This window comes from Actinoallomurus soli (assembly GCF_024055715.1).
Lineage (GTDB): Bacteria > Actinomycetota > Actinomycetes > Streptosporangiales > Streptosporangiaceae > Actinoallomurus > Actinoallomurus soli.
This window is the reverse complement of the sequence record NZ_JAMXMV010000002.1, coordinates 375,850-402,318: the sequence shown is the minus strand read 5'-3', so window position 1 is coordinate 402,318 and position 26,469 is coordinate 375,850. Positions and strand designations below refer to the sequence as shown.

At 71.0% G+C, this 26,469-nt stretch carries 22 protein-coding genes; 10 read left to right on the top strand and 12 right to left on the bottom strand.

Features of this window, described 5'->3' with window-relative positions:
* Window positions 1-38: 38 nt before the first annotated feature.
* The 6 genes from NDW01_RS07900 to NDW01_RS07875 are packed head-to-tail and all read right to left on the bottom strand — an operon-like array spanning window position 39 to window position 7,801.
* Entirely contained in the window at window positions 39-746 is a 708-nt protein-coding gene (locus tag NDW01_RS07900) for a vWA domain-containing protein (protein ID WP_252818238.1), read from the bottom strand.
* Window positions 743-1,939 (bottom strand): protein kinase domain-containing protein, encoded by a 1,197-nt coding sequence (locus tag NDW01_RS07895; protein ID WP_252818235.1) that lies wholly within the window; start codon window positions 1,937-1,939, stop codon window positions 743-745. The genes NDW01_RS07900 and NDW01_RS07895 overlap by 4 nt, the downstream gene beginning before the upstream one ends.
* Window positions 1,936-2,964, bottom strand: coding sequence for a hypothetical protein (locus NDW01_RS07890; protein ID WP_252818233.1), 1,029 nt, complete (start codon window positions 2,962-2,964; stop codon window positions 1,936-1,938). The genes NDW01_RS07895 and NDW01_RS07890 overlap by 4 nt, the downstream gene beginning before the upstream one ends.
* The gene (locus NDW01_RS07885) at window positions 2,961-4,166 is read right to left on the bottom strand and encodes a hypothetical protein (RefSeq protein WP_252818231.1); all 1,206 of its coding nucleotides are present in this window, start codon (window positions 4,164-4,166) and stop codon (window positions 2,961-2,963) included. Before NDW01_RS07885 ends, NDW01_RS07890 begins: the two co-directional genes overlap by 4 nt.
* Window positions 4,167-4,200: 34 nt before the next feature.
* Window positions 4,201-6,573: a hypothetical protein gene (locus NDW01_RS07880; protein ID WP_252818229.1), complete on the bottom strand. Its 2,373-nt coding sequence runs from the start codon at window positions 6,571-6,573 to the stop codon at window positions 4,201-4,203.
* Window positions 6,574-6,631: 58 nt separating this feature from the next.
* Window positions 6,632-7,801, bottom strand: coding sequence for an AfsR/SARP family transcriptional regulator (locus NDW01_RS07875; RefSeq protein WP_252818226.1), 1,170 nt, complete (start codon window positions 7,799-7,801; stop codon window positions 6,632-6,634).
* A gap of 173 nt (window positions 7,802-7,974) precedes the next feature.
* On the opposite strand from NDW01_RS07875, the gene NDW01_RS07870 reads away from it, so the two are divergent.
* Complete coding sequence (locus NDW01_RS07870; RefSeq protein WP_252818225.1) at window positions 7,975-8,172, top strand: DUF397 domain-containing protein; 198 nt, start codon at window positions 7,975-7,977, stop codon at window positions 8,170-8,172.
* 166 nt (window positions 8,173-8,338) lie between these two features.
* Here NDW01_RS07870 and NDW01_RS07865 read toward each other — a convergent pair whose 3' ends face one another.
* Window positions 8,339-9,232 (bottom strand): helix-turn-helix domain-containing protein, encoded by an 894-nt coding sequence (locus tag NDW01_RS07865; RefSeq protein ID WP_252818222.1) that lies wholly within the window; start codon window positions 9,230-9,232, stop codon window positions 8,339-8,341.
* 461 nt (window positions 9,233-9,693) lie between these two features.
* Here NDW01_RS07865 and NDW01_RS07860 point away from each other — a divergent pair, with 461 nt between their 5' ends.
* Window positions 9,694-10,518, top strand: a complete 825-nt coding sequence (locus NDW01_RS07860; RefSeq protein WP_252818220.1) for a helix-turn-helix domain-containing protein — start codon at window positions 9,694-9,696, stop codon at window positions 10,516-10,518.
* A gap of 43 nt (window positions 10,519-10,561) precedes the next feature.
* On the opposite strand, the gene NDW01_RS07855 is transcribed toward NDW01_RS07860, so the two are convergent.
* The 3 genes from NDW01_RS07855 to NDW01_RS07845 all read right to left on the bottom strand — a co-directional run bounded on the left by NDW01_RS07855 (window position 10,562) and on the right by NDW01_RS07845 (window position 12,471).
* Window positions 10,562-10,753: a DUF397 domain-containing protein gene (locus NDW01_RS07855; protein ID WP_252818217.1), complete on the bottom strand. Its 192-nt coding sequence runs from the start codon at window positions 10,751-10,753 to the stop codon at window positions 10,562-10,564.
* Window positions 10,754-10,919: 166 nt separating this feature from the next.
* Complete coding sequence (locus NDW01_RS07850; RefSeq protein WP_252818214.1) at window positions 10,920-11,897, bottom strand: acyl-ACP desaturase; 978 nt, start codon at window positions 11,895-11,897, stop codon at window positions 10,920-10,922.
* Window positions 11,898-12,090: 193 nt separating this feature from the next.
* Complete coding sequence (locus NDW01_RS07845) at window positions 12,091-12,471, bottom strand: STAS domain-containing protein (protein WP_252818206.1); 381 nt, start codon at window positions 12,469-12,471, stop codon at window positions 12,091-12,093.
* 413 nt (window positions 12,472-12,884) lie between these two features.
* Between NDW01_RS07845 and NDW01_RS07840 the strand changes: the two genes are divergently transcribed.
* On the top strand, window positions 12,885-13,109 hold the full coding sequence (locus NDW01_RS07840) for a hypothetical protein (protein WP_252818203.1): 225 nt from the start codon (window positions 12,885-12,887) through the stop codon (window positions 13,107-13,109).
* Here NDW01_RS07840 and NDW01_RS07835 read toward each other — a convergent pair.
* Entirely contained in the window at window positions 13,099-13,845 is a 747-nt protein-coding gene (locus NDW01_RS07835) for a hypothetical protein (protein WP_252818201.1), read from the bottom strand. The two genes, NDW01_RS07840 and NDW01_RS07835, sit on opposite strands and share 11 nt — an antisense overlap.
* 88 nt (window positions 13,846-13,933) lie before the next feature.
* Between NDW01_RS07835 and NDW01_RS07830 the strand changes: the two genes are divergently transcribed.
* The gene (locus NDW01_RS07830) at window positions 13,934-15,595 is read left to right on the top strand and encodes an ABC-F family ATP-binding cassette domain-containing protein (protein WP_252818200.1); all 1,662 of its coding nucleotides are present in this window, start codon (window positions 13,934-13,936) and stop codon (window positions 15,593-15,595) included.
* Between the two features lie 97 nt (window positions 15,596-15,692).
* Window positions 15,693-18,005 carry an NACHT domain-containing protein gene (locus NDW01_RS07825; protein WP_252818199.1) on the top strand — a complete coding sequence of 771 codons (2,313 nt, stop codon included), beginning with the start codon at window positions 15,693-15,695 and terminating at the stop codon, window positions 18,003-18,005.
* Between the two features lie 3 nt (window positions 18,006-18,008).
* Here the strand turns inward: NDW01_RS07825 and NDW01_RS07820 are convergent, their stop codons facing one another.
* Complete coding sequence (locus tag NDW01_RS07820; RefSeq protein ID WP_252818198.1) at window positions 18,009-19,031, bottom strand: LacI family DNA-binding transcriptional regulator; 1,023 nt, start codon at window positions 19,029-19,031, stop codon at window positions 18,009-18,011.
* Between the two features lie 216 nt (window positions 19,032-19,247).
* Here NDW01_RS07820 and NDW01_RS07815 point away from each other — a divergent pair, with 216 nt between their 5' ends.
* The 5 genes from NDW01_RS07815 (at window position 19,248) to NDW01_RS43720 (ending at window position 26,328) form a co-directional block, all read left to right on the top strand.
* Window positions 19,248-21,197, top strand: a complete 1,950-nt coding sequence (locus NDW01_RS07815) for a glycoside hydrolase family 127 protein (protein WP_252818196.1) — start codon at window positions 19,248-19,250, stop codon at window positions 21,195-21,197.
* Between the two features lie 48 nt (window positions 21,198-21,245).
* On the top strand, window positions 21,246-22,493 hold the full coding sequence (locus NDW01_RS07810) for a sugar ABC transporter substrate-binding protein (protein ID WP_252818194.1): 1,248 nt from the start codon (window positions 21,246-21,248) through the stop codon (window positions 22,491-22,493).
* Window positions 22,494-22,666: 173 nt separating this feature from the next.
* Window positions 22,667-23,644 (top strand): carbohydrate ABC transporter permease, encoded by a 978-nt coding sequence (locus NDW01_RS07805; protein ID WP_252818191.1) that lies wholly within the window; start codon window positions 22,667-22,669, stop codon window positions 23,642-23,644.
* Window positions 23,641-24,471: a carbohydrate ABC transporter permease gene (locus NDW01_RS07800; protein WP_252818189.1), complete on the top strand. Its 831-nt coding sequence runs from the start codon at window positions 23,641-23,643 to the stop codon at window positions 24,469-24,471. The genes NDW01_RS07805 and NDW01_RS07800 overlap by 4 nt, the downstream gene beginning before the upstream one ends.
* Window positions 24,472-24,615: 144 nt before the next feature.
* Complete coding sequence (locus NDW01_RS43720; RefSeq protein ID WP_308211662.1) at window positions 24,616-26,328, top strand: RICIN domain-containing protein; 1,713 nt, start codon at window positions 24,616-24,618, stop codon at window positions 26,326-26,328.
* Window positions 26,329-26,469 lie beyond the last annotated feature (141 nt).

Sequence of the window (26,469 nt, the reverse complement as noted above, 5' to 3'; positions counted from 1 at the left end):
GACGCTCTCGTGGCGGCCCCGATTGATCCAGCGCGGTGTCACAGGCTGTACGCAATCGTGTTGATGATCTCGTCCATCTCGAACTCCTCGAGGCCGTGCCCCGCCTTGGAAGGGAAGTGCATGGCGAGGCTCCACTCCTCGGAGATCTCCGTCCACGGGGAGATGTCCGGCGCGAAGAGGACGAGACGTTTGGCGGCGTTGTCCATGACCGCCGTCTGGCTGCGTCCGTATCCCCACTGGGCGGAGAGCTCGTCCATGCTGCGCGGGATGTTCGGCGGGTAGGTGTGGGCGGCGGTCGAGGCCGGGCTGCCCAGCGGGTGCGCCGGCGCGTCGGTGAACATGACGATGACATGCCGTCGGCGGTCCAGCCCTCGCTCCCAGTCGGCGTTGATGGCCAGGGCGAGGGCCTCCAGGCCGGACTCCGGAGCGTCGCCGCCGCCATCGGCCTCCAGCCGCCCGACGAAGTCGTCGAACACCGCAGCCTGCTCGGGGAAGACGAGGAAGTCCGTCTGCTCGATGGCGTCGTCGGCGTAGTCCGCGAAGTCGCGGAAGGCGATGACCTTGAGGCGAAGCCGGCTGATCTCCTTCCCCTTCTCGTGCATGACGGACTCGAGCCGGTCGCGGAAGAGCAGGGCGCTCTTCTTCACGTTGCCCAGCACCGGGTGCATGCTCCCGGTGACGTCGATGCACATCACGATGTCGACCGCGTACTGCAGGCTCCCCTGATATTGGCCATTGGACGTCATCGCCGTTCTCCTCTCGTTCTGGGGGATCGGCCGCCGGGGTCCACCGGCGGCGGCAGGTTGATGCGCACCCGGGAGACGGTGGGCCTGTCCGGGTCCGCCGGTTCGGTTCTCCCGGTCGTCTCCGCGCTGTCGGTGCCCTCGGTGCCCTCGGGGCTGTCGGGGCCGTCGGTGCCGCCTGGGCCGCCCGGCGTGCCGCGAATCCTGCCGAACAGGTTCTTCTTCACCCGGCTGCCCGCCGGCCGGGCGCTCCCCGCCGAGGGACGGGCCGCCGGGGCCTCGGCGGTGGGCGCCGGACTCCGGAGGTCGCAGACGTCGGTGTCCTTCAGGGCGGCCAGCAGCGCGGCGACGTCCGGGCGGGCTCCGGGGGCGCGCGCCGTCATCGCGCGCACCATGTCGGTCATCACCGGGCCGATCCGCGGATCGATGCGCAGCGCCTCACCGGCCGTGACCGCGTCGGCGGGGAACTGGAAACGGTCGTCGTGGCCGGGCAGGGCGCCGGTGAGGTAATAGTGGATCATCAGGCCCAGCGCGAAGACGTCGGTGGCCGTGGTCAGGTGCTCCGGCTGCACGCTCTCGTCCCCCTGGACGTAACGCCGCCATTCCGGTGCGCCGAAGAACTGATCCCCGCCGATGACCTCGCGGGCCGGTGGCCGGCCGGAGATGAAGGAGTCGTCGAAGTCGATGAGCTTGGCGACGTGGAACGGACTGCCGGGCTTCTTCTGGACGAGGACGTTGTCGGGTTTGAGGTCACCGTGGACGACGTCGATGCCGTGCAGCAGCTGCACGCTCAGCGCGAGAGTGCGCAGAAGGATGGCCTTCTCCCGGGAGCCGAGCCGCTCGGGGTGTTCGAGGCTGGACGTCTCGATCCGCTCGGTGACCTTGTAATAGGTGCACCCCTCGTGGAAGAGGTCCACGGCCAGGACGAGGTTGCCGCCACCGCTCATGTCGTGCGACAGGCGTTCCATGATCGAGCGGTGCCGCTCCTCGAACTCCTCGCACTCCTCGAGCATCAGCTTCCGGGCGGTGGCGTTCGCCGGCGAACCATCCTTGGGGCGTTTCGGCTCCAGGAAGCGCTTGATGAAGTACTGCCGGCCGTCCTTCTCGGCGAACGCCCACATGCAGTTCGCCCCGCCCTCGTTGGTGGGGTCGGTCAGCAGGCGGTAGCCCCCGACCTCGTCGCCGCGTCTCTTCACGCGCGCACCTCCGTGTACGCGGGCATCCGCTTCTCGTACAGCTCCCGGTAGGCGTGCCAGGTCTGCGTCTGCCAGGCCCGTACGGCCGCCGGGTCGTGGTCGGGCGGTGGTCCGGCCGCGACGTACTTGATGTGGACGTCGTTCGCGCGGACGCTGAAGCTCTCGCGCAGGTGCGCGAAGTCGTGGAAGCCCAGGGCGACGACGCTGAGCGAGGCGTCGTCGGCGGTGTACCCCATCACCCGGCGGGCCAGAAGCAGGCCCCAGTTCCCCTCGTCATGGGCCTGGCCGAGCGTGTCGAGCAGGTGCCATTCGAAGTACGCGGGCGCGGGAACGTATCCGAAGAATCCGTCGGTCGCGGTGACGAGCACGCACGGCAGGCCGACGGTCAGGGTGTTGACGTCCACCTCGAACGGCCGTCCCGCGCTGAGCAGGTTGGTCATCGGCGGATCCTGGCGCAGTTGTTCCAGCGCGTCGGTCTCCGCCGTGTGATCGCGGGTCAGCGCCTGGAGCCCGGCGCGGGGCGTCAGCGCGTACACCCGTGAGTCGCCCGCCCAGAGCGCGCGGCAGTGCGCCTGGCCCTGACGGAGCTCGTACTGGGCCACCGCCATGGTCGTCGGCAGGTCCTTCCGTACGGTTCCGATGATCTTGCTCCGGCTGGACGGCCGCATCGAGGTGAGGAACTCGTCCGCCCGGCGGCGCAGGGACTCGGCGTCGGGGGCGGTGCCGTGTTCGACGTGGCCACGGAACCAGGACTCCACGGCGGCCCGCGCGGTCCGCGACCCCACCCAGGCACCGTTGCGGACGGTGCCGTCACCCGGTTCGTACGCCGCCGACGCCCCGGCCCCGGCCGCTCCGTCGAACACTCCGGTGACGCCCTGGGCGGTCGGCAGGTGATGGGCGAACAACGGCTCGGCGTCCTCGCCGTATCCCGGGCGTCTCTCCGTCCACACCGCGACGGCCAGCACCGCATCGCTCCGGTGGGTCCAGACGGCCCCTCCATGCCAGCTGGTCGCGTCGACGTTCATGGGCGACGTCCCTCACCGGGGTGGCGCGCCGGACGCGCCCCCCGTATCCGGCTCGTCTGCCGCGGGCCGCCGGTCGCGCCGCCGCCCGGTTTCGGCGGCGGCTCTCCCGGCGCGGCGCCGTGCGGGACACGCCGGTCGGCGCCACCGTCCGGCTCGTCCTCCGGTGGTCCCTCCGACGGCCCCGGCCGGCCGCTCGCCCGTTCGCCGTGCAGCGTGCCGCCACGGCCCGTCGCGCCGCCGTGCTCGGCCGCCCGACGACCGTCCCGGCCCGCGACGCCGTCCCGGCCTGGAACGCCGTCCCGGTCGTCGTCGGGCCGCGCTCCGGACTCCAGCTCGGGAGGCGCGGAGGCGGCGGGGATCGTGCCGCGCAGGCGGCCCGACCGGGTGCCTCCGAACGGCGCGCTGGGCCCCTCCATCCAGCGCCGCAGTACGGTGCGCTGGGCCTCCACCATGTCGAACGGCTCGACGTCGGAGTTGTTCAGGACCGTCTGCCAGGCCCGCATGAGCTCCTCGCGTTCGGCGTCCTCCGCGGCCGCGATCCGGTCCAGGACGGCCTGGGGTCCCTCCCTCTCGAAGATCTCGGCCAGGAGCGCCTCCACACCGTCGCGGCGCAGTATCGCCAGGTGCCGGTCCCGGCGCCGGTCGCTCAACCGGGCGTCCCGTTCGGCGTCGCGGTACGCCCGCCCGCTCGCGACGACCTCATCGTCGTCCACCTGCAGCTCGACCGTGACGTCGCGCAGCCGGATCGCGGAGTCGCCGGTGAAGCCGCGCACCGCGACGTTCAGCGCGCGTTCGGCGTCGTGGAACTGCGCGATGTCGTAGTCGCGCGACACCTGCCGGAGCAGCCACCTGGTGTGGTCCTCCAGCGCACGGCCGACGTCGCGGATCCCGCGTGCGACCACCTCGATCGGGTCGTTGACGCCGGCGAGCAGCCCGACGGAGCCCCGGAACGCGAAGCTGGGGTCCTTGCTGAGCAGCGAGAGCTCGATCTTGAGCCAGTGCTCGGTCATGTCGACCAGGTAGGACGACTGGTATTTCCCGCCCCAGGCGGAGGGCACCGATCCACCGTGGTGGATCGCCTGCGGCTCGCCCGAGCGCGGCACCAGGACGAGCGCGCGGCCCGGCTCGGGCGGCCGCAACGGGCTGAGCAGCCGGAGGGACCGCAGAGCGCGTATCTCGACTATCGGGTCGTATGTCGTCATCGATCTGCCTCTCGTCGAGGTTTCGTGGGGGTGCTCAGCGCGTCCGCGCGAGGGCGTCGCGGAGGTGGGCGGCGGACGACGAAGGACGGTCGTCGTCGCGGGCCCATTCGCCGAGGTGCCAGGCCAGCCGCTCCCGATGCCGCCCGGGGCGGGTGGCGACCTCGGCCAGCACGGCCGTCAGATTCCGCCGGATCGCGGGATCGTGGTCGGCGTACGCCTCCAGGCAGTCCCGCAGTTTCTCGAGGGCGTAGGTCTGGGCGGGCTTGCGGGCCAGCGCGCGCGCCCACAGTTCGGCGAGCTGTGGCAGGTGGTCGCGGGCCTGCGCGAGCAGGAGCGGCGGTGGTCCGTCGCCGGGCGACCTCCACCGCACCAGACCGGCGTCCTCATCCGCCACCGTCGTCGGCGGCTCGCAGGTCACGGTGGCGAAGATGCCCAGGGCCTTGGCCACCAGCGGAGAGGAGTCCTGCGGCTCCGACCACTCCAGCAGCGCGTTCAGGACCTCGGTCGTACGGCCGAGTTCGACCAGCCGGGCGAGGCTGAGGGCCGCCGGGAGGAGCGTGTCGAAGCCCTCCCCGTCGAGGGCCTGGCGGATCAGCCGCAGCGCCCGCTCCGGCTGTGCGCCGCCCAGATGGCCGCCGACCGCGGTGACCGCGGTCGCGGCCAGACGCCGCCCGGCCTCCGTCTCGTCCTCGTGCGCCCACGACTCCAGAAGACGCCACGTCGCCGCGGTCAGGCCGGGGTCGGCCCCCATGACCGCCAGCGCGGTGGCCGCTCCCTGACGCAACGCCCAGGAACGGTCGAGCGCCCAGGAGCGCAGGTACCGGCGGACGGCATGGCCGTGGTCGCACCAGGCGATCACTCCCGCCGCGACGGCCGCGCGGGCGCGTACGCCGATGTTCCGGTCGGTGACGAGATCGCGCAGCCAGTCCAGCAGCGCGGGCCGCCGGCCGTCGAGGTTCGTCCACACGTAGGCGAGGACCGCCTGCTGCACGAGCGGGTTGCGGAACCGTACCCGCGGCGGTGCGGGGCCGTCGCCCGTCACCACTTCGATCCAGGGGTGGCCCGCGCTGAGCTGTTCCCAGAACCGCAGGTCGGGCGGGGCTCCGGTCGTCGGGGTCAGCGCCTCGTACAACCGCACCGCCGCGTCGGAGAACGCGAGATAGTGGCCGTCCTCCAGGACCGCCGCGGCGATCGCCATGCAGATGCTCTCCACGTCGCGGTGCTGACCGAACCAGGCGTGCACCTGACCCGTCGGATCGCGCAGCGCCGTGACCGTCCGCGCCAGGTCCTCGTCGTCGCGGACGGCCGTCGCCACCTGGATGGCGACCTGCGGCTCCGGACGCTCCTCGGTCAGCAGGGTGAGGGCGTTCGACTCGGCCAGCCGCCGGCGCAGCGCCGCCTTCGCACCGGCGTCCGGAGCCGGGCCGAGCGCGTGGCGTTCGACGACGGCGAGCAGGTCGACGTCGCCGAGCGACGTGACGACGTGGAGGCTGCGCGCGGACGCCTCGACCAGCGCGCCACGGGGTGGACCCGTCACCACGACCATGAAGCTGCGGGCCTCCCGCAGCCGGTCGGCCTTGGCCGCGAGCCAGTGTTCGTCGATCGCCTCGGCGGTCCACATCGTGGAGGCGCTCATGACGCCGTCGAGCAGGACGACGTAACCGCAGCCCTCCGTCGGCGGCTTCCAGTCCGTGTCGGCGACCGCCTCGATGTCGGTCACGTGGAAGCAGGATCCGTCTTCTGCTCCTCCGTCACCGCTCATCGCCAGGACCTCGGCGAGGAGGTTCAGCGCCGCGGTCTGCCGGCCCGTCCCCTGCCGCGCCGCGAGGACGAGCAGACGGTGCTGCCACAGACGGTCCAGGGCGTCATCGAAGCGCGGCGGACGCAGATACCTCTCGACCTGCGCGGCGAGACGTGCGGCGTCGACGCGGCGTACCCCGCGGGCCCCGGCGGCGGGCGACCCGTCCGGCGCGCTGAAGTGGAAGCCGCTGCCGACGGTCACGCTGCCGTTGAACAGCGCGAGGTTGCCGATCCGCATGCCCGACGGGTCGCGTTGCAGGCGCGACGCCACCCGCTCGGCGATCAGCTTGGCCTGGATCGCGTCCTGCAGGTCGGTGTCGTCGGCGCCGTGCTCTCCGAGCGCCCGCAGCTGGTCGTCGACGGACGGCTCGGGCTCCTCCTCCGGAGCGGCCGGCGCAGCGGCGTCCGCGGGCGGGTCCTCGTCGGCGTGGGGAGTGTCGGCGCGGGGCGGGTCGGACGCCGGGCGGCGCCCGGGAGGAATCGCGGGGCCGCCGGCGCCTTTCCCGCCCGCCGGGTGGTCCCGGCCGGCGGGGCGGCCGCCGGCGCCGCGCGGAGGTACGGGGCGTCCGGGCGGATCCGCGGGATCGCCGTCGGAGGGTCTGGTCATGAGGGTTCCGTTCGTGCTCGCGGTTCGGGAGAGGAGACGGGCCGCGGAGGGCGCGGCGTCAGGAGGCGGTGAAGTTGAAGCCCTCACGGACCGTGACCGGCGCTTCGAAGACGGCGACGTTCCCGACCTCCTGGGCCGTGACCGAGGTGCCGCGCCGCGGCTCCTCCTGCTCCGTACGGGCGGTGTCCTTCGGCTCCCGGGCGTCGTCGGCGCCGGCCCCGCCGGTCCCCTCCGCGCCGGTCCCCTCCGCGCCGGTCCCCTCCGCGCCGGTCCCCTCCGCGCCGGTCCCCTCCGCGCCGGTCCCCTCCGCGCCGGTCCCCTCCGCGCCGGTCCCCTCCGGGCCGGCTCCGCCGGCGTCGGTCCCGCCGGCGGCCGGGCCGTCGCCGGCGGGCAGGGCCCTGGGCGCTCCGGACCGGCCGAAGGGGATCGCGACCGCATCGGCGGTCATCAGGCCGGGATCGCTCGCCAGCATGCGCTGGTGCAGGTCGGCCAGTGCCGCGAGGCTCGGTACGGCGAGTGTCCGGTCCAGGTGCTCGGTGATCTCCCGGTAGACGGCGAGCGCGTCACCCTGCCGGCCCGAGCGGTAGAGGGCGTGCATGGTCAGCCAGGCGACCGACTCGTCGTCCGGCCGCTCGTGCAGGAGGTTGGTGAGTGCGGGCACGACGTCCCGCGACTTGCCGAGCCGGATGGCCAGCTCGTACAGGGCGATCTCCGCCATGTGGTACTCCTCGGTGATGGTGTGCCGGTAGGCGTCGATCCAGGTGCCCTTCAGGCCGGCCAGCGGGACGCCCCGGTGCAGTCCGAGCGCCTCCTCCAGCAGCTCCCCGGCGCGGTGGTCGTCATGACCGAGCAGCCGGCGCGCCTGCGCGGACATCGCGCGGAAGCGGTGCAGGTCCACCTGCTCGGGCGGCACCTCCAGCCGGTACGTCGCGCCGGTGCGCTTGAGGACGTCGGTGAGACCGGCGTCCTGCAGGCGGCGGCGCAACCGGGAGACGAGACGCCAGATGGCGTCGGTGGGGTCCTCCGGCGGCGTGTCGTCCCACACGGCCTTGATCAGGCGATCCCGGGGCACCGACTTGCCACCGGCCGCCAGCAGGACGACCAGGAGGCACTGCTCGTGGTCGGGGCCGAGATCGATCGGGTCGCCGGTGCCCGGCGCGTACGCCGCGATGGGCCCGAGGAGCCGGAACGGCGCCGCTTCGGACGGGACTGAAAGCCGGTCGGTCATGCCGTGTGCTCCGATTCGTCGTCGTTGTCGCCTGGCGCCGAGGAGGGCCGCGACCAGGTGGGCGGCCGGTCGGCCGACCAGGCGGCGACCCAGCGGGACGCCCAGTGGGGGATCGGACCGTGTGATCCGGCGGCGGTGATCCGACACCGCCGACGGAGCGGGAGGAGAACCCGATGAACGAGAACCCCCGGATGGCGTTCCGTAAGAGCACCTACTCCGGTGCCGCGAACAACCAGTGCGTCGAGGTCGCCGCCTTCACCGGCGCCGCGCCGGCGCGTGGGGCCGGGTCCGGCGCCGCGGGGCCGGCGCGTGCTCCGCGCACGTCCCGCGCCCTCGTGGCCGGTGCGGCGGACGGCACCAAGGGCGCCTGACCCCTCGAAGACGGGGCGAGGGTGCCCGGACGGTCCGATACGGTGCCCTCGCCCGTATCGAATGATCCGCGGATCGCACCCTCGCCCGTCTCCGGCCGCCCCGCCGCGGCCTCCCCGCGCACGACGACGCGGCCGATCCTGAGAACGCCCCGTCGGCCGGCCCACGTCAGCCTCTTCCGGCCAGCGCGCGCAGGAAGTCCAGGGAGCGCTCCCGGTCCAGCGCTCGCCGCGACGCCGCCTCGTACGCCTCCGCGTAGCGGGCGACCTCGTCGGCGTCCTCGGTGAAACGCTCGTGGTCGAGGAACTCCAGCTGCATGATCCGAGCGCCGTCCCCGTCGAGCTCGAAGATGTGGAAGGCGAATCCCATCGCCCGATGCGGCCCGGCGTTCAGCGGCAGCACCTGCAAAGTGGTCGTCGGCATGGTGGCCACCTCGATGAGGCGCTCGTACTGCAGCCGCATCACGTCCGGCCCGCCGACCGGCCGGCGCAGAGCCGCCTCGTCCAGCACGACGGCCAGCCTGGGCGGATGGTCACGCAGCAACACCCGTTGCCGGGCGGCCCGCAACCGCATGCGTCGCTCCACCTCTCCGAGCGGCAGGTCGCTCAGGGTGCTCATCAGCTCCCAGCCGTACCGGTAGGTCTGCAGCAGGCCCGGCACGAGGTTCGGCTGGTGGGTGCGGACGCAGTGCGCCTCGTCCTCCAGGATCAGAAGGGTCTCGAAGGCGTCATCGACGAGATCGGCGTACGGATACCACCAGTTCCGTCCTGCCGTCTCCTGTGCCGCCTGGAGGAGACCGTCCCGCTCCGCGGCGGGCACCCGATAGAGGTCGAGCAGGTCGCGGGCCTCCGCCACGCGCAGGGCCGCCAGCCCGTCCTCGATCCGCGTCACCCGGGCGGGCGAGCAGTCGAGGTGCTCGGCGGCCGAGCGGATCTCGACCTCTGCGGCGAGACGGTGTTCGCGCAGGACCGCGCCCATCTCCCGCCTCCGGGCGTACGAGTTCACCACGTGGACCCCCGTCCATCGGCCCTCCGGCCCTCTTCCGGCGGGACGGTCGAGCATCTTACGCTCAGCATGTCGAAGTATGCACTTCTCTTTGCGAAAGTTGCAACATGTAGGAACGGATCGGGAGCCTCCGGTCGTTTCGCCGGGAGAGGCTCCGGAGCGTCACCCCCGGGCGACGGATGGGAAGCGGTAGCGGAATCGATGGGCGCGGGCGATCGGCCGGTGATGACAGGGGGAAAGCGTTGCTCTCGCCGCTGTCGCCGGTCAATCCCCGGGTTCGGGGGTGGGCCGGCCTGGGGCGGGGACTGGGGACGGGCGCTTATCCCCGCCAGGGGCTGGTGCTGTCCCGATCCCTCGTCCGACCAGAGGCGATGCAAACTGCAAATTGCAGGAAGGAAGGTGCACGGATATGCTCACCGCATCAGACGTACTCGGCGGTAGTCATAATTGATCTTCGGCCGGTCCGGTAATGACGACGGATGGATGGTCCGATGACCGCAGGTGGCAGGAGCCCCGTGATGCGACGCCGCAGGCTGGCCGCTGAGCTGCAACGGCTGCGAGCCGCCTCCCGCCGTACGCTGGACGAGGTCGCCGAATACCTCGAATGCTCCCCGGCGAAGGTGAGCCGCATCGAGAACGCCCAGGTCGCCGTGCGGATTCAGGACGCCAGAGACCTCCTCGACCTCTACCAGGTCACCGACGAGCGCCGGGAAGTGCTCTTGCAGATGGTGCGCCAGGCGCGCAGCAAGGGCTGGTGGGTCCACTATTCCGACGTGGTGGAAGAGGGTATGGAGACCCTCCTCAGCCTGGAGGACGAGGCCGTCGCCATCTCGATCTACGAGACGAATCTCGTGGCCGGCCTGCTGCAGACCCGCGACTACGCCCACGCCCTGATGGACTCGTGGAACGACGTCCCGCTCGACCAGATGCGCCGCCGGCTGGACCTGCGCATGGAGCGGCAGGAGATCCTGGTACGGCCGGAGCCGCCGCGCGTGGACCTCGTGCTCGACGAGTCCTGCCTGCGACGGATCATCGGCAGTCGGGCGCTCATGGTCGAGCAGTACAACCGCCTGCTGAGAGCGGCGGTCCAGGAACACGTGACGGTCCGCATCCTCGCGTTCGACGCGGGACCGCACCAGGCGATGGGCTTCCCCTTCCAGATCTTCGAGTTCTCCGGCGAGGACCCCTCGATCGTCGCCGTCGAGCTGCTCAACCGGAACGAGTTCATCGAGACGGCCGAGGAGATCGGCCGGTACCGCGCGGCCTTCACCCAGGCCCGCGAGCGCGCCCTGTCCCCGGAGGACTCCATCACCCTCCTCAAGCGGCTCGCGGAGAACGACTGAGAGGACGTTCCCGCGCCCTCGCGGACGCGGAAACGCCGCATTCTCACTTCAAGAGCTCATTGATGCCCTTGCGCACCAGCGCCAGGAACGCCTCCCAGGCGGCGGCGGCGATCAGCAGCCGCGGCCCGGAACGATCCCGCGACCTCCGCACCTCGCCCGCGCCGCGGGCGTTCGCCGTGTTCGACCCGGGGTCGCCGGCGCCGTCCGGTCCCGTGGTGGTCGGCTCGTCACACATGGCCCACTCCCTTCACCGGCGGCCTGCTGCCGTCCGGTGAGTCCGATGGTGGGAGGAGCCCCTGGTCGTCGTACTGGTCGCCGCACCGACCGCCGCAGCGGGCGCGGCGCCGCCGAGGGGCCGAGCCCCTCAGAGCGGGATGTCAGGCTAGGAGATCATCGCCTGGTCAGCGCGCCGACGAGCGCGACCGCTCATCGGCCGGCGCGCCGGCCGGCCGCGCCCGGCGTTCGGCACGGCGTTCGGTGAATCGGGTCGCCGTCGTCTCCAGCCGTTCCAGGAAGTCCGACAGTTCCTGGCGGGCCTTGTCCCCGTCGGCGCCCAGACCTTCGAGCTCGAAGACCCGCCACTGCCGCAGGACCGGGGACAGGACGTCGTCGAGGTGGACGCGCAGGTCGTAGATTCCCGCGTTGGCGATGGCGACGGATTTACGGAGGAAGCCGTCGATGGTGTGGCCGGGCATCTGGAAGTTCGTCACGACGTCGGTGACGGCGCGCATCGTCTCGTCGGGGGACAGTTCGAAGGCCGCGGCGAGCAGGTTGCGGTAGAAGAGCATGTGGAGGTTCTCATCGGCGGCCACTCGCGCCAGGAGCCGCTCGCATACCGGGTCGCCCGAGGCCCTGCCGGTGTTGCGGTGAGAGACGCGCGTCGCCAGTTCCTGAAACGAGACGTAGGCGAGGCCGTGGAGCATCTTGTCGCCGTGGTCGGCCTGGTAACCGCTCTGCATGTGCGTCATGCGGGCCCGTTCGAGCGCGACCGGATCCACGGCCCGGGTGACGGTGAGGTAGTCACGGATGACGATGCCGTGGCGGTTCTCCTCGGCCGTCCAGCGGTCCACCCAGGTGCCCCACGCGCCGTCCCGGCCGAAGATCGTGGAGATCTCGCGGTGGTAGCCCGGCAGATTGTCCTCGGTGAGGAGGTTGACGATCAGCGCCTCCCGCGCCGCGGGCGAGACCGTGGAGTCCTCGGGCGACCATGGTTCGCCGTCCAGCGGACCGTCGAAGTCACGGCCCCGGCTCCACGGCACGTACTGATGCGGGAACCATTCCTTCGCCGTGGCCAGATGACGGTCGAGCTCGGCGGCGACGACCGGTTCGAGCTCGGTGAGCAGCTCGGACGTCGTTTTGGGCCCGGATGTGAACGGCACTCGATCCCCCCGAAGAGAATGACGTGAACGCTGCCGACCGATCGGCAGCGATGATCTTCATACCTGAGACGGCCTCCGCCATGCGCCATCGGCGCGAACGAAGAGGCCTCGCCCGTCCCCATACCCCTGTCCGCGGCTCGCTGCCCGCGAGTGGCGGCTTCTCGCCCCTGGAACGGTCAGGCGTGAGCCAGGGTCACGCCGCGACGCACTGACCTGTACGCGCGTGGCCGAACCGGGCGTCGGCGAGAGTCGGACGGACGTCGAAGGCGTGGTCGAGGCCGGTGATGCGCAGCAACTTGGTCACGTTCGGACGGGGCGCGGCGAGGGTCACGGCGAGCCCGTGCAACCGCGCACGGCGCTGGGTGCCGACGAGCAGGGCCAGGCCGGAGGCGTCGCAGAAGGATACGGCGGACAGGTCGATGATGACCGGCGTGGTGGTGTCCGCGAGGATGGTGAGGATCCGGGTGCGGAGCGCCGGGGTGGTCGCGATGTCGAGTTCTCCGCGGATCGCTATGACGGTACGGCCGGGTAGGCGCCGGCTGAAGAGCCTGGCGCGGACGGTGCTGTGATGCATCGGTGAGTCTCCGGTTCGAGATGACGCGGCCGAGTGCGGCCGCGGTGAGCATGGATGTCGAGGCGCGTTCCGTCTCCGCTGGAGAACGGGTTCCTCAGCAGGTAACGCGCCGACCGCGCTGGGAATGCCTAGATCACGGCGAAGGGACGAGCCCGCTCGGCGGCCGGCTCGGTCGATGGAGCGCGGCGCCGCCGCACCGTCGTCATGGAACGACATGCGGGGGTACGAGGCGTAGTGATCGCCGACCTGCCTTGGCCTGTGACTGAAGGCCGCGCTAGTGAGTCGTCGATGAGGCGTCGGCCCGACTGGCGACGCGGAAGCTCATCGGTCACGATCGAGCATACTCCTCCGGTCACAGGCCGGCACGGCCCCGTGCCGAGCACGGTGCGGTCAGGATGGCCTACTGTTGCGTGATGAGACGCGCCCGCGCCGCCACCCGGCGTCACCTGCCCACCAGTCCCTTCAAGGCCCCGCCCGTCACGCCGGTCGAGGAGTTCGCCGTGCGGGACAAGGTGAGCCATGACCGGTACGGACTCGGTGTGGTCACCGCCGTCGAGGACGGCGTCGCCGTGAGCGTGGACTTCGGTTCGCAGACGGAACGGATCCCGGCGCCGTACGCCAAGCTCTTCAAGCTGTGAGAGGGCCGGCGCTGCGGGCCGTGGCTCTGCGGCGATAGGCCGTCATCGTGCTGTAGGTGTGCCGCCAGGTGACGTGGTGGACGCTCGAACCGATCGGCGTCCACTCCCTGGCGAGGAGCCGGAAGAATTCGTCATCGGCGCAGCGGCCGCCCGGACCCTGCCCGATGTAGATCAGCAGGTCGCCGGCGTAGGCGTGGAGTGCCTCGCCCGCCCACGGGTCGCCGTGAGACGGCCAGCACAGCAGCAGGGCCCGGTCGGGGTGGTGCCGGGCGGCGGTGGGGCCACCTCTCCGGACGGCGGAGTACTCGGTGCCGTCGGTGTAGGCGTTGGCGGAGGAACTGACGGGCTCGTAGGCGATGGCGTCGATGCCGGCCTGCTCCGCCTGCCACGCCCAGTAGCCCGAGCCCGCACCGATCTCGATCAGGCCCCGGCCGCCCAGGACCTGGGCGAGCCAGGCGATGTCGCCGGGTGAGGGGATCGCCCATGCGTAGCGCTTGGTCAGCAGGTGATGCCCGACGGGAAGCCCGCGGGCGAAACCGTCGGGACAGATGCCCTGCCCGGCTTCGCGCACCGATGGCAGTTGCCGGACGAGCTCCCAGTACGGGTTGTCGATACCGGCGGGGCCGACCTGGTCATAGACGCTGCCGGCGATCCGGAAGGCCGTCGCCGGCCCCGCGAGGCCGGATCGTTGCACCCACCACTGGTGGATCTCGGCGAGTTCCGCTGACACGGTCACCCTGGCCTCCTCGGCAGACTCTTCGGACGATATACACCCGACTGGGGGCGAAGGAACGACGAGTCGCGGCGGATAGCGTTGGCGTTCTATGACAGCAACCCTTGTCGCGAAGGATCTCGCCGCCGGGCACGGTGACCGTGTCCTGTTCTCCGGGCTCGACCTGGTCGTCTCCACGGGAGAGGTCGTCGGGCTGGTCGGGGTCAACGGCGCGGGGAAGTCCACCCTGCTGCGGACCCTTGGCGGGCTGCTCACCCCCGAGGCCGGTTCCGTGATGCTCAGCCCGACGTCGGCGGCCGTCGGCTACCTGCCGCAGGAGCCGGAGCGGCGCGACGGCGAGACGGTGATCGACTTCCTCGCCCGGCGTACCGGGGTGGCGCGGGCTCAGCGGGAGCTGGACGCCGCGACCGAGGGCCTCGTCGGCGGGCGCGAGGGGGCCGAGGACGACTACGCCTCCGCCTTGGAACGGTGGCTGGCCCTCGGCGGCGCCGATCTCGAAGACCGGGCCGGGGAGGTGGCCGCCGAGCTCGGACTGGCGGCCGGCCTCGATCAGGCGATGACCTCGCTGTCCGGCGGGCAGGCGGCCCGCGCGGGAATGGCGTCGCTGCTGCTCAGCCGCTATGACATCTTCCTGCTCGACGAGCCCACCAACGATCTGGATCTGGACGGGCTGGAGCGGCTGGAGCGGTTCGTCACGAGCCTGCGGGCCGGCACCGTGCTGGTCAGCCACGACCGCGAGTTCCTGGACCGTACGGTCACCCGGGTGGTGGAGCTGGACCTGGCCCAGCAGCAGGTGAACGTCTACGGCGGTGGTTACGCCGCGTACCTGGCCGAGCGTGAGGTCGCCCGCAGGCACGCCCGCGCCGACTACGAGGAGTACGCGAGCAAGGTCGCCGCGCTGGAGCAGCGGGGCCGGACGCAACGCGACTGGGCCGCGAAGGGTGTCAGGAACGCCAGGAAGAAGGCCCGGGGCGCCAACGGAGGAGACAACGACAAGGTCGGCCGGAACTTCCGCGCCGACGCGAGTGAGAAGCAGGCCGCCAAGGTCCGCCAGACCGAGCGTGCGCTCGAACGCCTCGACGCGGTCGAGGAGCCCCGCAAGGAGTGGGAGCTGCGAATGGAGATCGCCGCCGCGCCACGCGCCGGTGCCGTGGTGGCGACCCTGCGCGCCGCGGTGGTGCGGCGCGGGGACTTCACCCTGGGCCCCGTCGATCTGCAGATCGGCTGGGCGGAACGGGTCGCGATCATCGGACCCAACGGGGCGGGCAAGTCGACGCTCCTCGCGGCGCTGCTGGGCCGGGCCGCCCTCACCGAGGGCCACGCCGCGCTCGGCCCGGGCGTGGTCATCGGCGAGGTCGACCAGGCGCGAGCGCTGTTCCTCGGCGAGGGAGCCCTGCTGGACGCCTTCGGCGCGGAGGTCCCCGCGTTGCCGCCGGCGGAGATCCGCACGCTGCTGGCGAAGTTCGGCCTGCGCGCCGCGCACGTGACCCGCCCGGCGGCGACGTTGTCCCCGGGGGAACGCACCCGGGCGGCCCTGGCGTTGCTGCAGGCACGGGGCGTGAACCTGCTCGTTCTGGATGAGCCGACCAACCATCTCGACCTGCCGGCGATCGAACAGCTGGAGTCCGCGCTCGACTCCTATCCCGGCACCCTGCTGCTGGTGACGCACGACCGTCGGATGATCGACGCCGTGCACACCACGCGCCGTCTGCACGTCGGCGACGGCCGGGTCACCGAGCTGAACCCGGGCTGAGACCAGAGCGGACGGCACGGAGCCGAGCAGCCGGCTCGTGGACCGGAGTCGGACGATTCATCCGTGTCCCGGCCGGGTTGGCCGTACATTGACGATCGTGGCCAGGGCTGTCGCGATCTTCGGGATTCTGTTCGGGCTCGTCCTTGTGGTCGTCTTTCCGATCGTCGGACTGTCGGACGCGGATTCGCTCTCCTCGATCATTGGCATGTTCATGGCGCTCTTCTCGGGGGTCGTGGGGTTCGTCGACCGCGTCCATGACCGCCGGGGCAAGGGCAGAGTACGAGAGATCGGCGAGGCCCGGACCATGCTCGCCGACCGGGTCCGCGGTCAGTGGCTCAAGGAGAAGGCGCTGCGGGGGCTGGCCGATCCCGCGCCGCTGCCGGTGGCGTGGTCCTCGACCGGCAGGCCCGTCCAGTCGTCCCCCCAAGCGATCACCGGGAACCGGCACGTGATCCGGCTGCGGCTCGAAGGAGACCTGACCCAGGTCGCCCAGCGGTTCCGGGAACTGCCGCTGAACCGGCATCTGGTGGTCATCGGTGCCCCGGGGGCGGGCAAGACCGCGCTTTCGATCTTCCTGGTGCTCGGCCTGCTGGCGGACTTGCGGGAGGGCGAGCCCGTGCCCGTACTGGTGTCGCTCTCCTCCTGGAACCCGCAGGATGATCTGGACGAATGGATGGCCGAGAGGATCGCCACCGACCATCCCCAGCTTGACGATCTCGCGATTGAGACCCTGGTCCAGGGCCGTCGGATCATGCCGGTGCTCGACGGCCTGGACGAGATCGCGTCCGAGGCCCGTGAGGAGGCCCTGGAGAAGATCGACGCCTTCGCCGTAGGCGGCCCACTGTGGCTGACCTGCCGTGCGGATGAGTACCAGCAGACGATCGAGCGGTCCGGCAGAGCGCTGTCCCGGGCCGCAGTCGTGGAGATCAGAGAGATCGAGGTAGAGGAGGCCATCGCCTTCCTCGCAGCACAGGGCCTGCCGGGCGCCGACCGCTGGAAGGCCGTCGCCGCCGCCATGCGCGCCGCTCCCCGCGGCCCCCTCGCCTCGGCATTCAAGACGCCCTTGATGTGCGGACTCGCCCGCACCGTCTACCGGGATCGCGACCCGGAGGCGCTGCTCGCCTTCGACGCCCGCAAAGAGGTCGAAGACCATCTCCTCGACGAACTGATCCCCACCGTCTACAAGGGCCGCGGCCCCGCCAAGGCGCGCCGCCACCTCGGCAACCTGGCGACGATCATGAACAGCCGGCGCACTCGCGACCTGTCGTGGTGGAACGTCAGTTCTCCGGTCTGGCGGTGGTTCCTTCCTCTGGTCTACGCCGTCCCGGCCGCGATCTACTCCTTCCTCTGGACGGGCGACCTCCTCACGGAGGTGTTCTCGACGCTGGCGATCGTGGCGGGCGTCTGCCTGCTGCCGATCCCGGACCCGTCGCGGACCGAAGCGGCGTCCGCCGCGCCCGATCCGCGCGGCGCACTGCGGCGGCGCCGCCGGTCGACCGCCTGGGCGGTCGCGCTCGGCGGGCTCGCCGCGGGCCTGCCGACGGCCGTGTTCCTGCTCCCCTCGGGAGACATCAGCCCGGGGTACAAGCTGACCTTGTCGCTGGCCCTCACCCTCTCCATCGCTCTCGCGTGCGCGCTCCGTACTCCGTGGGGGACGTTCGCCGTATCCCGGCGGCTGCTGGCCGTGACCGGGCACCTACCGTTCGACCTCCCCGGCTTCCTCGAGGACGCCCACGAGCGCGGGGTCCTCCGGCAAGCGGGCGCGGTCTACCAGTTCCGCCACGCACGGCTCCAGGACCGGCTCGCGGCCCGTCCCGCGGACGACGACACCGAAGCGGAGGTCTCCGCGGCCGAGGGCCAGGATGATGACCTGGCCCTCCCCCTCGGATTGATCCGTGTAGGACTCGGCCTGCTACTGATCATCGGACCGACGCTCTGGTTCGAGAACGCCGGGAGTCCCACGCTCGTGTACGAGTCGGGCGCAAAGCCCAAGGCGGTCACCCTCAGCGGCGGCTGCATCGACACCGGCGGGGGCGGGGGCGGGGTGGCCGCCTGCGTTCCGGACAGGCGTCACCAGGACTGGACGGTCCGACCGGGAGCGACGTTGAACACCGTGTTCCGGATCGACTTTCCCGACGTCCGGGGCCGTCTGACCGGCCTTGGAGGCTCTTTCGTCGTCAAGGACGGCTGCCCCGCCTCCTTCGCGGTCGCCTCACCTTCGAGCGGCCGCCTGAACGTCGCGCCCAAGCACGGCGTCCCCATCGATGCGCTCTACCCTCCGGGCAAGCCGCCGAAACGCATCGCGCTGACCCTGACCCGTACCGACGATGAGACCTGCACGGCCGGCCTGCGCTGGGAGGACATCGTGCTCGATTACACGGTGCCGCACACCCAACCGGGCCTGTCCTGACCATCAGGCGGAGTCGCGTACGACCAATCGGCAGGGGACCGAGTGCACGCCCGGGAAGGGCTTGTCGTCGATGGCGTCGAGCAGCCGGAGGGCCGCGATGCGGCCGATCTCGCTCAGGTCGACGTCGATGGTGGTCAGCGGGGGACGTGCGGCGAGCGCCATGGTGTCCCAGTTGTCGTAGCCGACGACCGCGATGTCGTCGGGGACCGCGATGCCGCTCTCGCGCAGGGTGTCGGTGACGCCGCGGGCGATCTGGTCGTTGCCGCAAAAGAAGGCGTCGGTGTCCGGCGCGGCGCGCAGGACCGCCTGGGCGGAGCGCCGGCCCCACGCCTCGCTCCAGTCGCCGAAGTGCGGTTTGCCCAGGACGAGTTCGAGGCCGGCTTCGGCCAGGAACTCTTGGGTGAAGCGGGCCCGGTCGGATGCCGCCGCGTGGTGGGCGGGGCCGGTGACGTGCGCGATCCGGGTGCGGCCGGTGGAGATCAGGTGGTCGATGGCCAGCCCGCAGCCCTGGTGGTCGTCGGAGACGACGGAGATGTCGGCGGGGTCGGTCGACGGAGAGAGCGCGTAGACCACGGGGACGTCATCGTGGACGCCGGTGAGCGGTGGCCGGGGGTCGGTACGGCGGCCGGTGACGATGATGCCGTCGACCCGGCGGTCCATCAGGTTGCGCAGGTGGTGCTGTTCGCGGATCAGGTCGCCGCGCGTGTCGCAGAGCAGGACTGAGATCTTTCCCGCTCCGAGCGCGTCCTCGGCGCCGAGGAGCACCGGGGTGCTGAACCGGCCGATGCCGTCGGTGGTCATCAGCCCGACGGTCCAGCTGCGCCCGGTATGCAGGCTCTGCGCCTGCTGGTTGGGGCGGAAGCCGAGGGTCTGTGCCGCGTCGAGGACCCGCTGCCGGGTCTCAGGGCGCATGCGGCCCGAGCCGCTGAGCGCCCTCGACGCCGTGCCCACACTCACGTCCGCCAGCGCGGCGACATCGGTGAGTGTGGCCCTGGTTCTCGTGGTCGCTCGACCCGACTCCGCCACGCGCAATCCTTTGCTTCCGCTATTCCGTGAGGTCATAGTGCCATCGTTTCCGCTCATTGGCCAGTCGTGCGCAAACAAGAAAGCATCGTGCAAACACCCTTGACGCATCCCATGGGTAACCTTATGTTTCCGGCAAGAAAAACGTTTGCGCATTTGCTCACCTGCGGGAGAGCCGCGTCGTCGTCATCGCCGTGAGGCACAGATCCGGGGAGTTCCATGTCCCGCACGTCTTCCACCCCCTCCGCGGCCGGCCCCATCCGGCTCGGTCCGCGGTCGCGGACCGTCCTGCGTCCCGCGGCCGCGCCGACGGTGACGGCGGGGTTCTGGCACGACCGCCGTACGGTCAACGCGGAGGCGTGCATCCCGCAGGGGATCGAGCTGCTGGAGTCCGCGGGCAACCTCCACAACCTGCGCCTGGTCGCGGGCACCCGTTCCGGCGCGTTCGAAGGTGACTATCCCTTCCAGGACACCGACGTCTACAAGTGGCTGGAGGCCGCCTCCTGGCAGCTGGGCCAGGACGCCGCGGCGGGCCGGGACACCACGGTCCTCACCGCCGAGGTCGACCGGATCATCGCTCTGGTGGCGGCCGCCCAGGCGGAGGACGGCTACCTCAACACCTGGTTCCAGTCGGGCAAGGGCGAGGGCCGCTGGAGCGACCTCCGGTGGGGGCATGAGCTGTACTGCGCGGGCCACCTGATCCAGGCCGCCGTCGCCCATCACCGCTCCACCGGACGTACCGAGCTGCTGGCCGTGGCGGTGAAGTTCGCCGACCACATCGACGCCGTCTTCGGCCCCGAGGGCAGCGGCCGGCCGATCGACGGCTTCGACGCCCATCCCGAGGTGGAGACGGCCTTGGTCGAGCTCTACCGGGAGACGGGCGAGACCCGCTACCTGGACCTCGCCGGTTATTTCGTGGACCGTCACGGCCACGGTGTCCACGGCCACGAGGCGTACTGCCAGGACCGGGTACCCGTCCGCGAGGCCCAGAACGTCGAAGGTCACGCGGTGCGCCAGCTCTACCTCCTGGCCGCCGTCGCCGACCTGGCCGCCGAGACCGGGGAACCGGCCCTCGCCGAAGCAGGGGCCCGGCTCTGGCACGCGATGGCCGCCACCAAGACCCACCTGACCGGCGGCGTCGGCGCCCATCACGACGAGGAGGACTTCGGCGACCCCTACGAGCTGCCCAACGAGCGCGCCTACTGCGAGACCTGCGCCGCCATCGCCTCGATCCAGTTCAGCTGGCGGATGGCGCTGCTCACCGGCGAGGCCCGGTACAGCGACCTCGTCGAGCGCACGCTGTTCAACGGCTTCCTGGCCGGCATGTCCCTGGACGGCGAGAGCTGGCTCTACGTCAACCCGCTCGCCGTACGCGACGGTTACGTCGGGGGCGGCGGGGACCACTCCTCGCGGCGCACCCGGTGGTTCCGCTGCGCCTGCTGCCCGCCCAACGTGATGCGCCTGCTCGCCAGCCTGGAGCACTATCTCGCCTCCACCGACGGCAGCGGCATCCAGCTCCACCAATATGCCACGGGGCGTTTCCAGGGCGAAGCGGACGGTTCTCCGGTCGTCGTGAGCGTCGACACCGAGTACCCGCGGACCGGCCGCATCGCGGTCACCGTCGAGGAGAGCCCCGGCACTCCCTGGACCCTCTCCCTGCGCCTGCCGCAATGGTGCACCGAGTACACCCTGGTGCATGCCGACGGCACCACGGTGGCCGACGTCGTCGGCGACGACGGCTGGCTGCGCGTCGCGCGGGAGTGGGCCGTCGGGGACACGATCGTCTTCACCCTGGAGCAGGCCCTGCGGCTGGTGCGGGCCGATCCGCGGGTGGACGCGGTCCGCGGCTGCGTCGCGATCGAGCGCGGCCCTCTCGTGTACTGCCTGGAGCAGGTCGACCACCCCGGCGGCGGCCTGGACGACGTGGTGCTCGACACGGGCGTCCCGCTCGTGGCCAAGGACCGTCCCGACCTGCTGGGCGGCGTCGTCACCGTGGTCGGCGCCGGCTACCGGCGAAGCATCCCCGACGTGGGCTGGTGGCCGTACCGGCCGGAGGCCATCCCCGACTCCCCGGCGACGGGCAGCGCGCTCGAGCTGACCGCCGTGCCCTACCACGCCTGGGCCAACCGCGCCACCGGCAGCATGCGCGTCTGGCTGCCCGTCACCTAGCCCGCAACGTCCCTTCGCTCGAACACGACCACCGACTACGAGGTCACCATGAGACACCTGCGCCGCACCCTCATCGCCGCCGTGCTCGCCACCGGCACGCTCACGTCCGCCGTGGCGTGCTCCTCCGCCGGCGGCAGTGACGACTCCGGCGGCTCCGCCAAGGGCACCTACACCTTCTGGGACCCCTACCCGCAGTTCGACGCCTCCTCCGAGTGGGGCAAGCGGGTCGCCGGCTGCGGCACCCAGGCCGGCGTCACCGTCAAGCGCACCGCCATGGACACCACCGACCTGGGCAACAAGGCGCTGCTCGCCGCCCAGCAGGGCAACGCCCCCGACATCATGCTGGTCGACAACCCCGTCGTCTCGACCCTGGTCCAGGCGGGGATCCTCAACAAGACCGGCGACCTGGGCCTGAACACCTCCTCCATCCAGCAGAACATCCTCGGCGCGGGTGTCATGGACGGCTCCGCCTACGGCGTCCCGATCGGCGCCAACACCCTGGCCCTGTACTACAACAAGGACATCCTCAAGACCGCCGGCGTCGACCCGGCCGGCATCAAGGACTGGGCCACCCTCACCGCGGCGCTGCAGAAGGTCAAGACCGCTGGGAAGAAGGGCATCACCTTCTCCGCGATCGGCACCGAGGAGGGCAGCTTCCAGTTCCTGCCCTGGTTCTGGGGGGCGGGCGGTGACCTGACCAGGCTGAACGACCCGAACGGTGTCGCCGCGCTGTCCCTGTGGAAGGACTGGGTCTCCCAGGGCCTGGCCCCCAACGACGTGCTGCAGAACACCCAGACCACCAGCTGGCAGGAGTTCGCCACCGGCAGGTACGCCTTCGGCGAGAACGGCACCTGGCAGCTCGCCAACGCCGCCAAGGCCGGCTTCCCGTACGGCGTCATCAACATTCCGGCCCGGAACGGCGGCTCCGCCCCCGCGCCGACCGGCGGTGAGTTCGTCACCGTGCCGGTGCAGAAGGCCACCGGCCGGTACGACGTGACGAAGAAGATCGTCAACTGCCTGATCAGCCCCACCAACCTGCTCGCCACCGACACCACCCTGTCCTACGTCGCGCCCACGAGCGCGGTGCAGCAGCAACAGGTCCAGCAGAACGCGGCCCTCAAGCCGTGGGTCTCGGCGGTCGCCGCAGCCCGCGGCCGCACCAGCAACGGGCTGGGCACGAAATACCCGGTCATCTCCCAGCAGATGTGGACCGCCGTGCAGTCCGCGCTGTCCGGTGGCAAGAGCCCGCAGGCCGCCCTCGACGCCGCCCAGGCCGCCGCCGGCCGCAAGGGCTGACCCGTACGGCTGCCGGACGCCGCGCCGGCCCCCGACGCTCCCGAACGGGGCCGGTCCTGGCAGCGAAGAATCCAGCGACTCCGAGATGTGGCCGGTGTGACGCCGCGCGGACCACGTCTCCGCATCCTCAGCACAGCGTCCTGGACGCCGTTCCCCGCAGCTAGGAGCCCCGCATGACCCTCGTCCGAGCCGACCGCCCGCAGCGGTCCCCGGCCGCGTCCAGGGCGACCGTGAGCACTCCGGCCGACGCCGGCAAGGGCCGGCGGCGCCGGCGTGGCAAGCACCAGTGGACCGCCTGGGCCTTCACGCTGCCGCTGGTGGTCTATCTGGCCGGGTTCTACCTCTATCCCCTCTACCGCAACCTGGATCTGAGCCTGCACCACTACACGGTGCGCTCCTTCGTGGCCGGCGGGGCCCCGTTCTCCGGATGGGACAACTTCGGTCAGGTCCTGCACGACCCCACGTTCTGGCCCGCGATACGGAACACCTTCGTCTTCACGCTGGTCTCCATCGCCGTCCAGTACTGCGCGGGGCTGGCCCTGGCCGTCTTCTTCAACCGGAACTTCCGCCTGTCCGGGCTGCTGCGGGCGCTCTTCCTCATCCCCTGGCTGCTGCCGCTCATCGTCTCCTCCTCGACCTGGGCGTGGATGATGAACAGCGAATCCGGCGTGCTGAACTACGCCCTCCACTTCATCGGCGTCTCTCCGGTCGACTGGCTCACCTCGCCCCACTGGGCACTGACCTCGGTCGTCATCGCGAACATCTGGATCGGCATCCCGTTCAACCTGGTCATCCTCTACAGCGGGCTGCAGAACATCCCCGCCGACCTGTACGAGGCGGCCGCGCTGGACGGCGCCGGATCCTGGCAGGTGTTCCGCCGGATCACCTTCCCGCTGCTGCGGCCCGTCTCCGCGGTCGTGCTGCTCCTCGGCTTCGTCTACACGCTCAAGGTCTTCGACCTCATCTGGATCATGACCAAGGGCGGTCCGGGGGACTCCTCCTCCACCCTCGCCACCTGGTCGTACCGGCTCGGATTCGGCTCCCTCCTGCCCCAGTTCGGGCCCGGCGCCGCCGTCGGCAACATCCTCATCCTGATCGCCCTGGTCTTCGGGCTGCTCTACATCCGCGTCCAGAGGAGCCAGGAATCATGACCGTCCCCACCCGGCACCGCCGCAGCGTCCGCACCACCGTCATCGGCGTCGTCCTGACGGCGATCATGCTCTTCCCCGTCTATTGGATGCTCAACGTCTCGCTGACGCCCCAGCAGGACATGCGCAAGGACCCCCCGGACCTCATCCCGCTCCACCCCACCTTCGAGGGGTACAAGGCCGTCCTCAACGACCAGATGCCCTACCTGCTCACCAGCCTCCTCATCGGCCTGGGCACCGTGATCCTCACCCTCCTGCCGGCGGCACCGGCCGGCTACGCGCTCGCCAAGCTGCGCCCCCGCGGCGGCGGAACCCTGAGCATCGTGCTCCTGATCGCCCAGATGATCCCCGGCATCGTCATGGCCATGGGCTTCTACGGCATCTTCCTCAACCTCGGCCTGATGAACACCTGGTGGGGCCTGATCGTCGCCGACTCCACCATCGCCGTGCCGTTCGGGGTGATGATCTTCACGGCGTTCATGTCCGGCATCCCCGACGAGCTCCTGGCCGCCGCCGGCATCGACGGCGCCGGAACCCTCCGCACCTTCTGGTCCGTCGTCCTGCCGGTCAGCCGCAACGCCCTCGTCACCGTCTCCCTCTTCAGCTTCCTGTGGGCCTGGTCCGACTTCGTCTTCGCCAACACCCTCGACACCGGCGGCCGGCTGCGCCCGATCACCCTCGGCATCTATCGCTACATCGGAAACAACAACCAGGAGTGGAACGCCATCATGGCCACCGCGGTGGTCGCCTCGATTCCCGCGGCACTGCTCCTCGTCCTCGCCCAGCGCTACGTCGCGGCCGGTGTCACCGCCGGCGCCGTCAAGGACTGAGGTCCCATGTCCCTCCGGCCCACGGCAGGCCGTGCGCGCGGCCCCCCGGACCCGCGGTCCACTCACGCACCGCCTGAACCCGCACCTTCGCAGGCCTTCGCCGCTCCCACCCACGAGTCCCCTCACTCAACAAGAGAGCCCGAAGTGAAAACAACCAGAACCAGAGGCGGAAGAGCCGCCGCCCTCCTCACCTCGCTGACCCTCACCGCGGCCGGTGCCGTCCTCGCCGCCACCCCCGCGCACGCCGCCACGACCCTGGTGGTCAACGCGAACCAGGTCCTGCGTCCGGTGACGCATGTGGCGACGGGTTCGCTGTACGGTCTGGCGAACGCCTCGACGCCGGCGGACAGCCTGGTCGAGCCGATCAAGCCGAACACGTTCGTGCAGAAGCCGCAGGGCGGCAAGCAGCAGCCGACGGGTGACATCCTGACGGTGGCGCCGGAGGCGGCGCGTGCGGGCGCGAAGGTCGTGGACCGGCTCTCGGACCTCTACGCCGGCTGGCCGTACCAGTTCAGCTGGAGCAACTGGTTCAGCCTCGTCGACCAGCAGATCGCCCAGGTCAAGGCGTCCGGGATCACGAACCTGGCCGCGTACGCGCTGTGGAACGAGGCGGACGGCACCTGGTCGTCCTCCAACGGCACCTTCGAGGACTTCTGGACCAAGACCTACCGCGAGGTGCGGTCCAAGGACGCGACGACCCCGATCCAGGGCCCGAGCTTCTCGGACAACATCAGCGACATGCAGAACTTCCTCAAGAACGCGGTCGCGACCAACACCGTGCCGGACATCCTGGCCTGGCACGAGCTGTCGAACTCCGCCAAGATCGCCGGTGACGTCGCCAACGTCACCGCGATCGAGAAGAGCCTCGGCATCAGCCCCCGCCCGATCGCCATTGAGGAGTACGCCGCACCGTCCGAGGTCGGCATCCCCGGTCCCCTCGTCGGCTACATCGCCAAGTTCGAGCGGCTGGGGATCCACGACGCCGAGCTGGCGTTCTGGAACCAGTCCGGCGCGCTCGGGGATCTGCTCACCGGTCAGGGCGGTTCGCCCAACGGCGCGTACTGGCTCTACAAGTGGTACGCCGACATGAGCGGCCAGATGGTCGTCACCACCCCGCCCGCACAGACCGGGATCGACGGCGCCGCGGCACTGGGCAGCGCCGGCAACCAGCTCAGCGTCATCGTCGGTCACGGCTCCGGGGACAGCGCCGTGACCATCAACGGACTCGGCAACTTCGGAAGCACCGTCCACGTGAAGGTGGAGTACACCCCCTCGCCCGGGCGCACGGTGGCGGTCTCGGGACCCAGCACGCTGGCCGAGTCGAACTACACCGTGACCAACGGCTCCATCACCGTCCCCATCGCGAACATGAACGCCAATTACGGGTACCACCTGGTGGTCACGCCGGGCAGCGGCGGAGGGTCGACCTCACTGGCCGGCACCTACCAGATCAAGAACGTGAACAGCGGCCTGGCGCTGGACACCCAGAACTCCGGCACCGCCCAGGGGACCCTGGTCGACCAGGCCACTCCCTCGTCCAGCGGCACCCAGACCTGGACCCTCGTCGATGCCGGCTCCGGCCTCTACAAGATCATCAACAAGGCCAGTGGGCTGGCCCTCGGTATCACGAACATGAGCACGAGCGACGGCGGGACCGCCCTGATCTGGGGAGACAACGGCACCGCCGACCACCTGTGGCAGTTCGCCTCCGACGGGAACGGCCACTACAAGATCATCAACCACAACAGCGGCCTCCTGCTCGGTGTGACGAACATGAGCACCGCCTCCGGCGCCCAGGTCCTCCAATGGGAGGACAACGGCACCGCGGACCACCTGTGGACCCTCACCGCCCGCTAGATCCCACCCCACCCGACCGACGTGTGGTGCCGGGCCGCGCCCCGGCACCACACTCAACGCCATTCGAACCGGGCCACCTGCACGCTGCACACCGAACTGATCCGCTGGGGCCTGGCCGCCTGGAAGCCCCGCCCGGCGGCC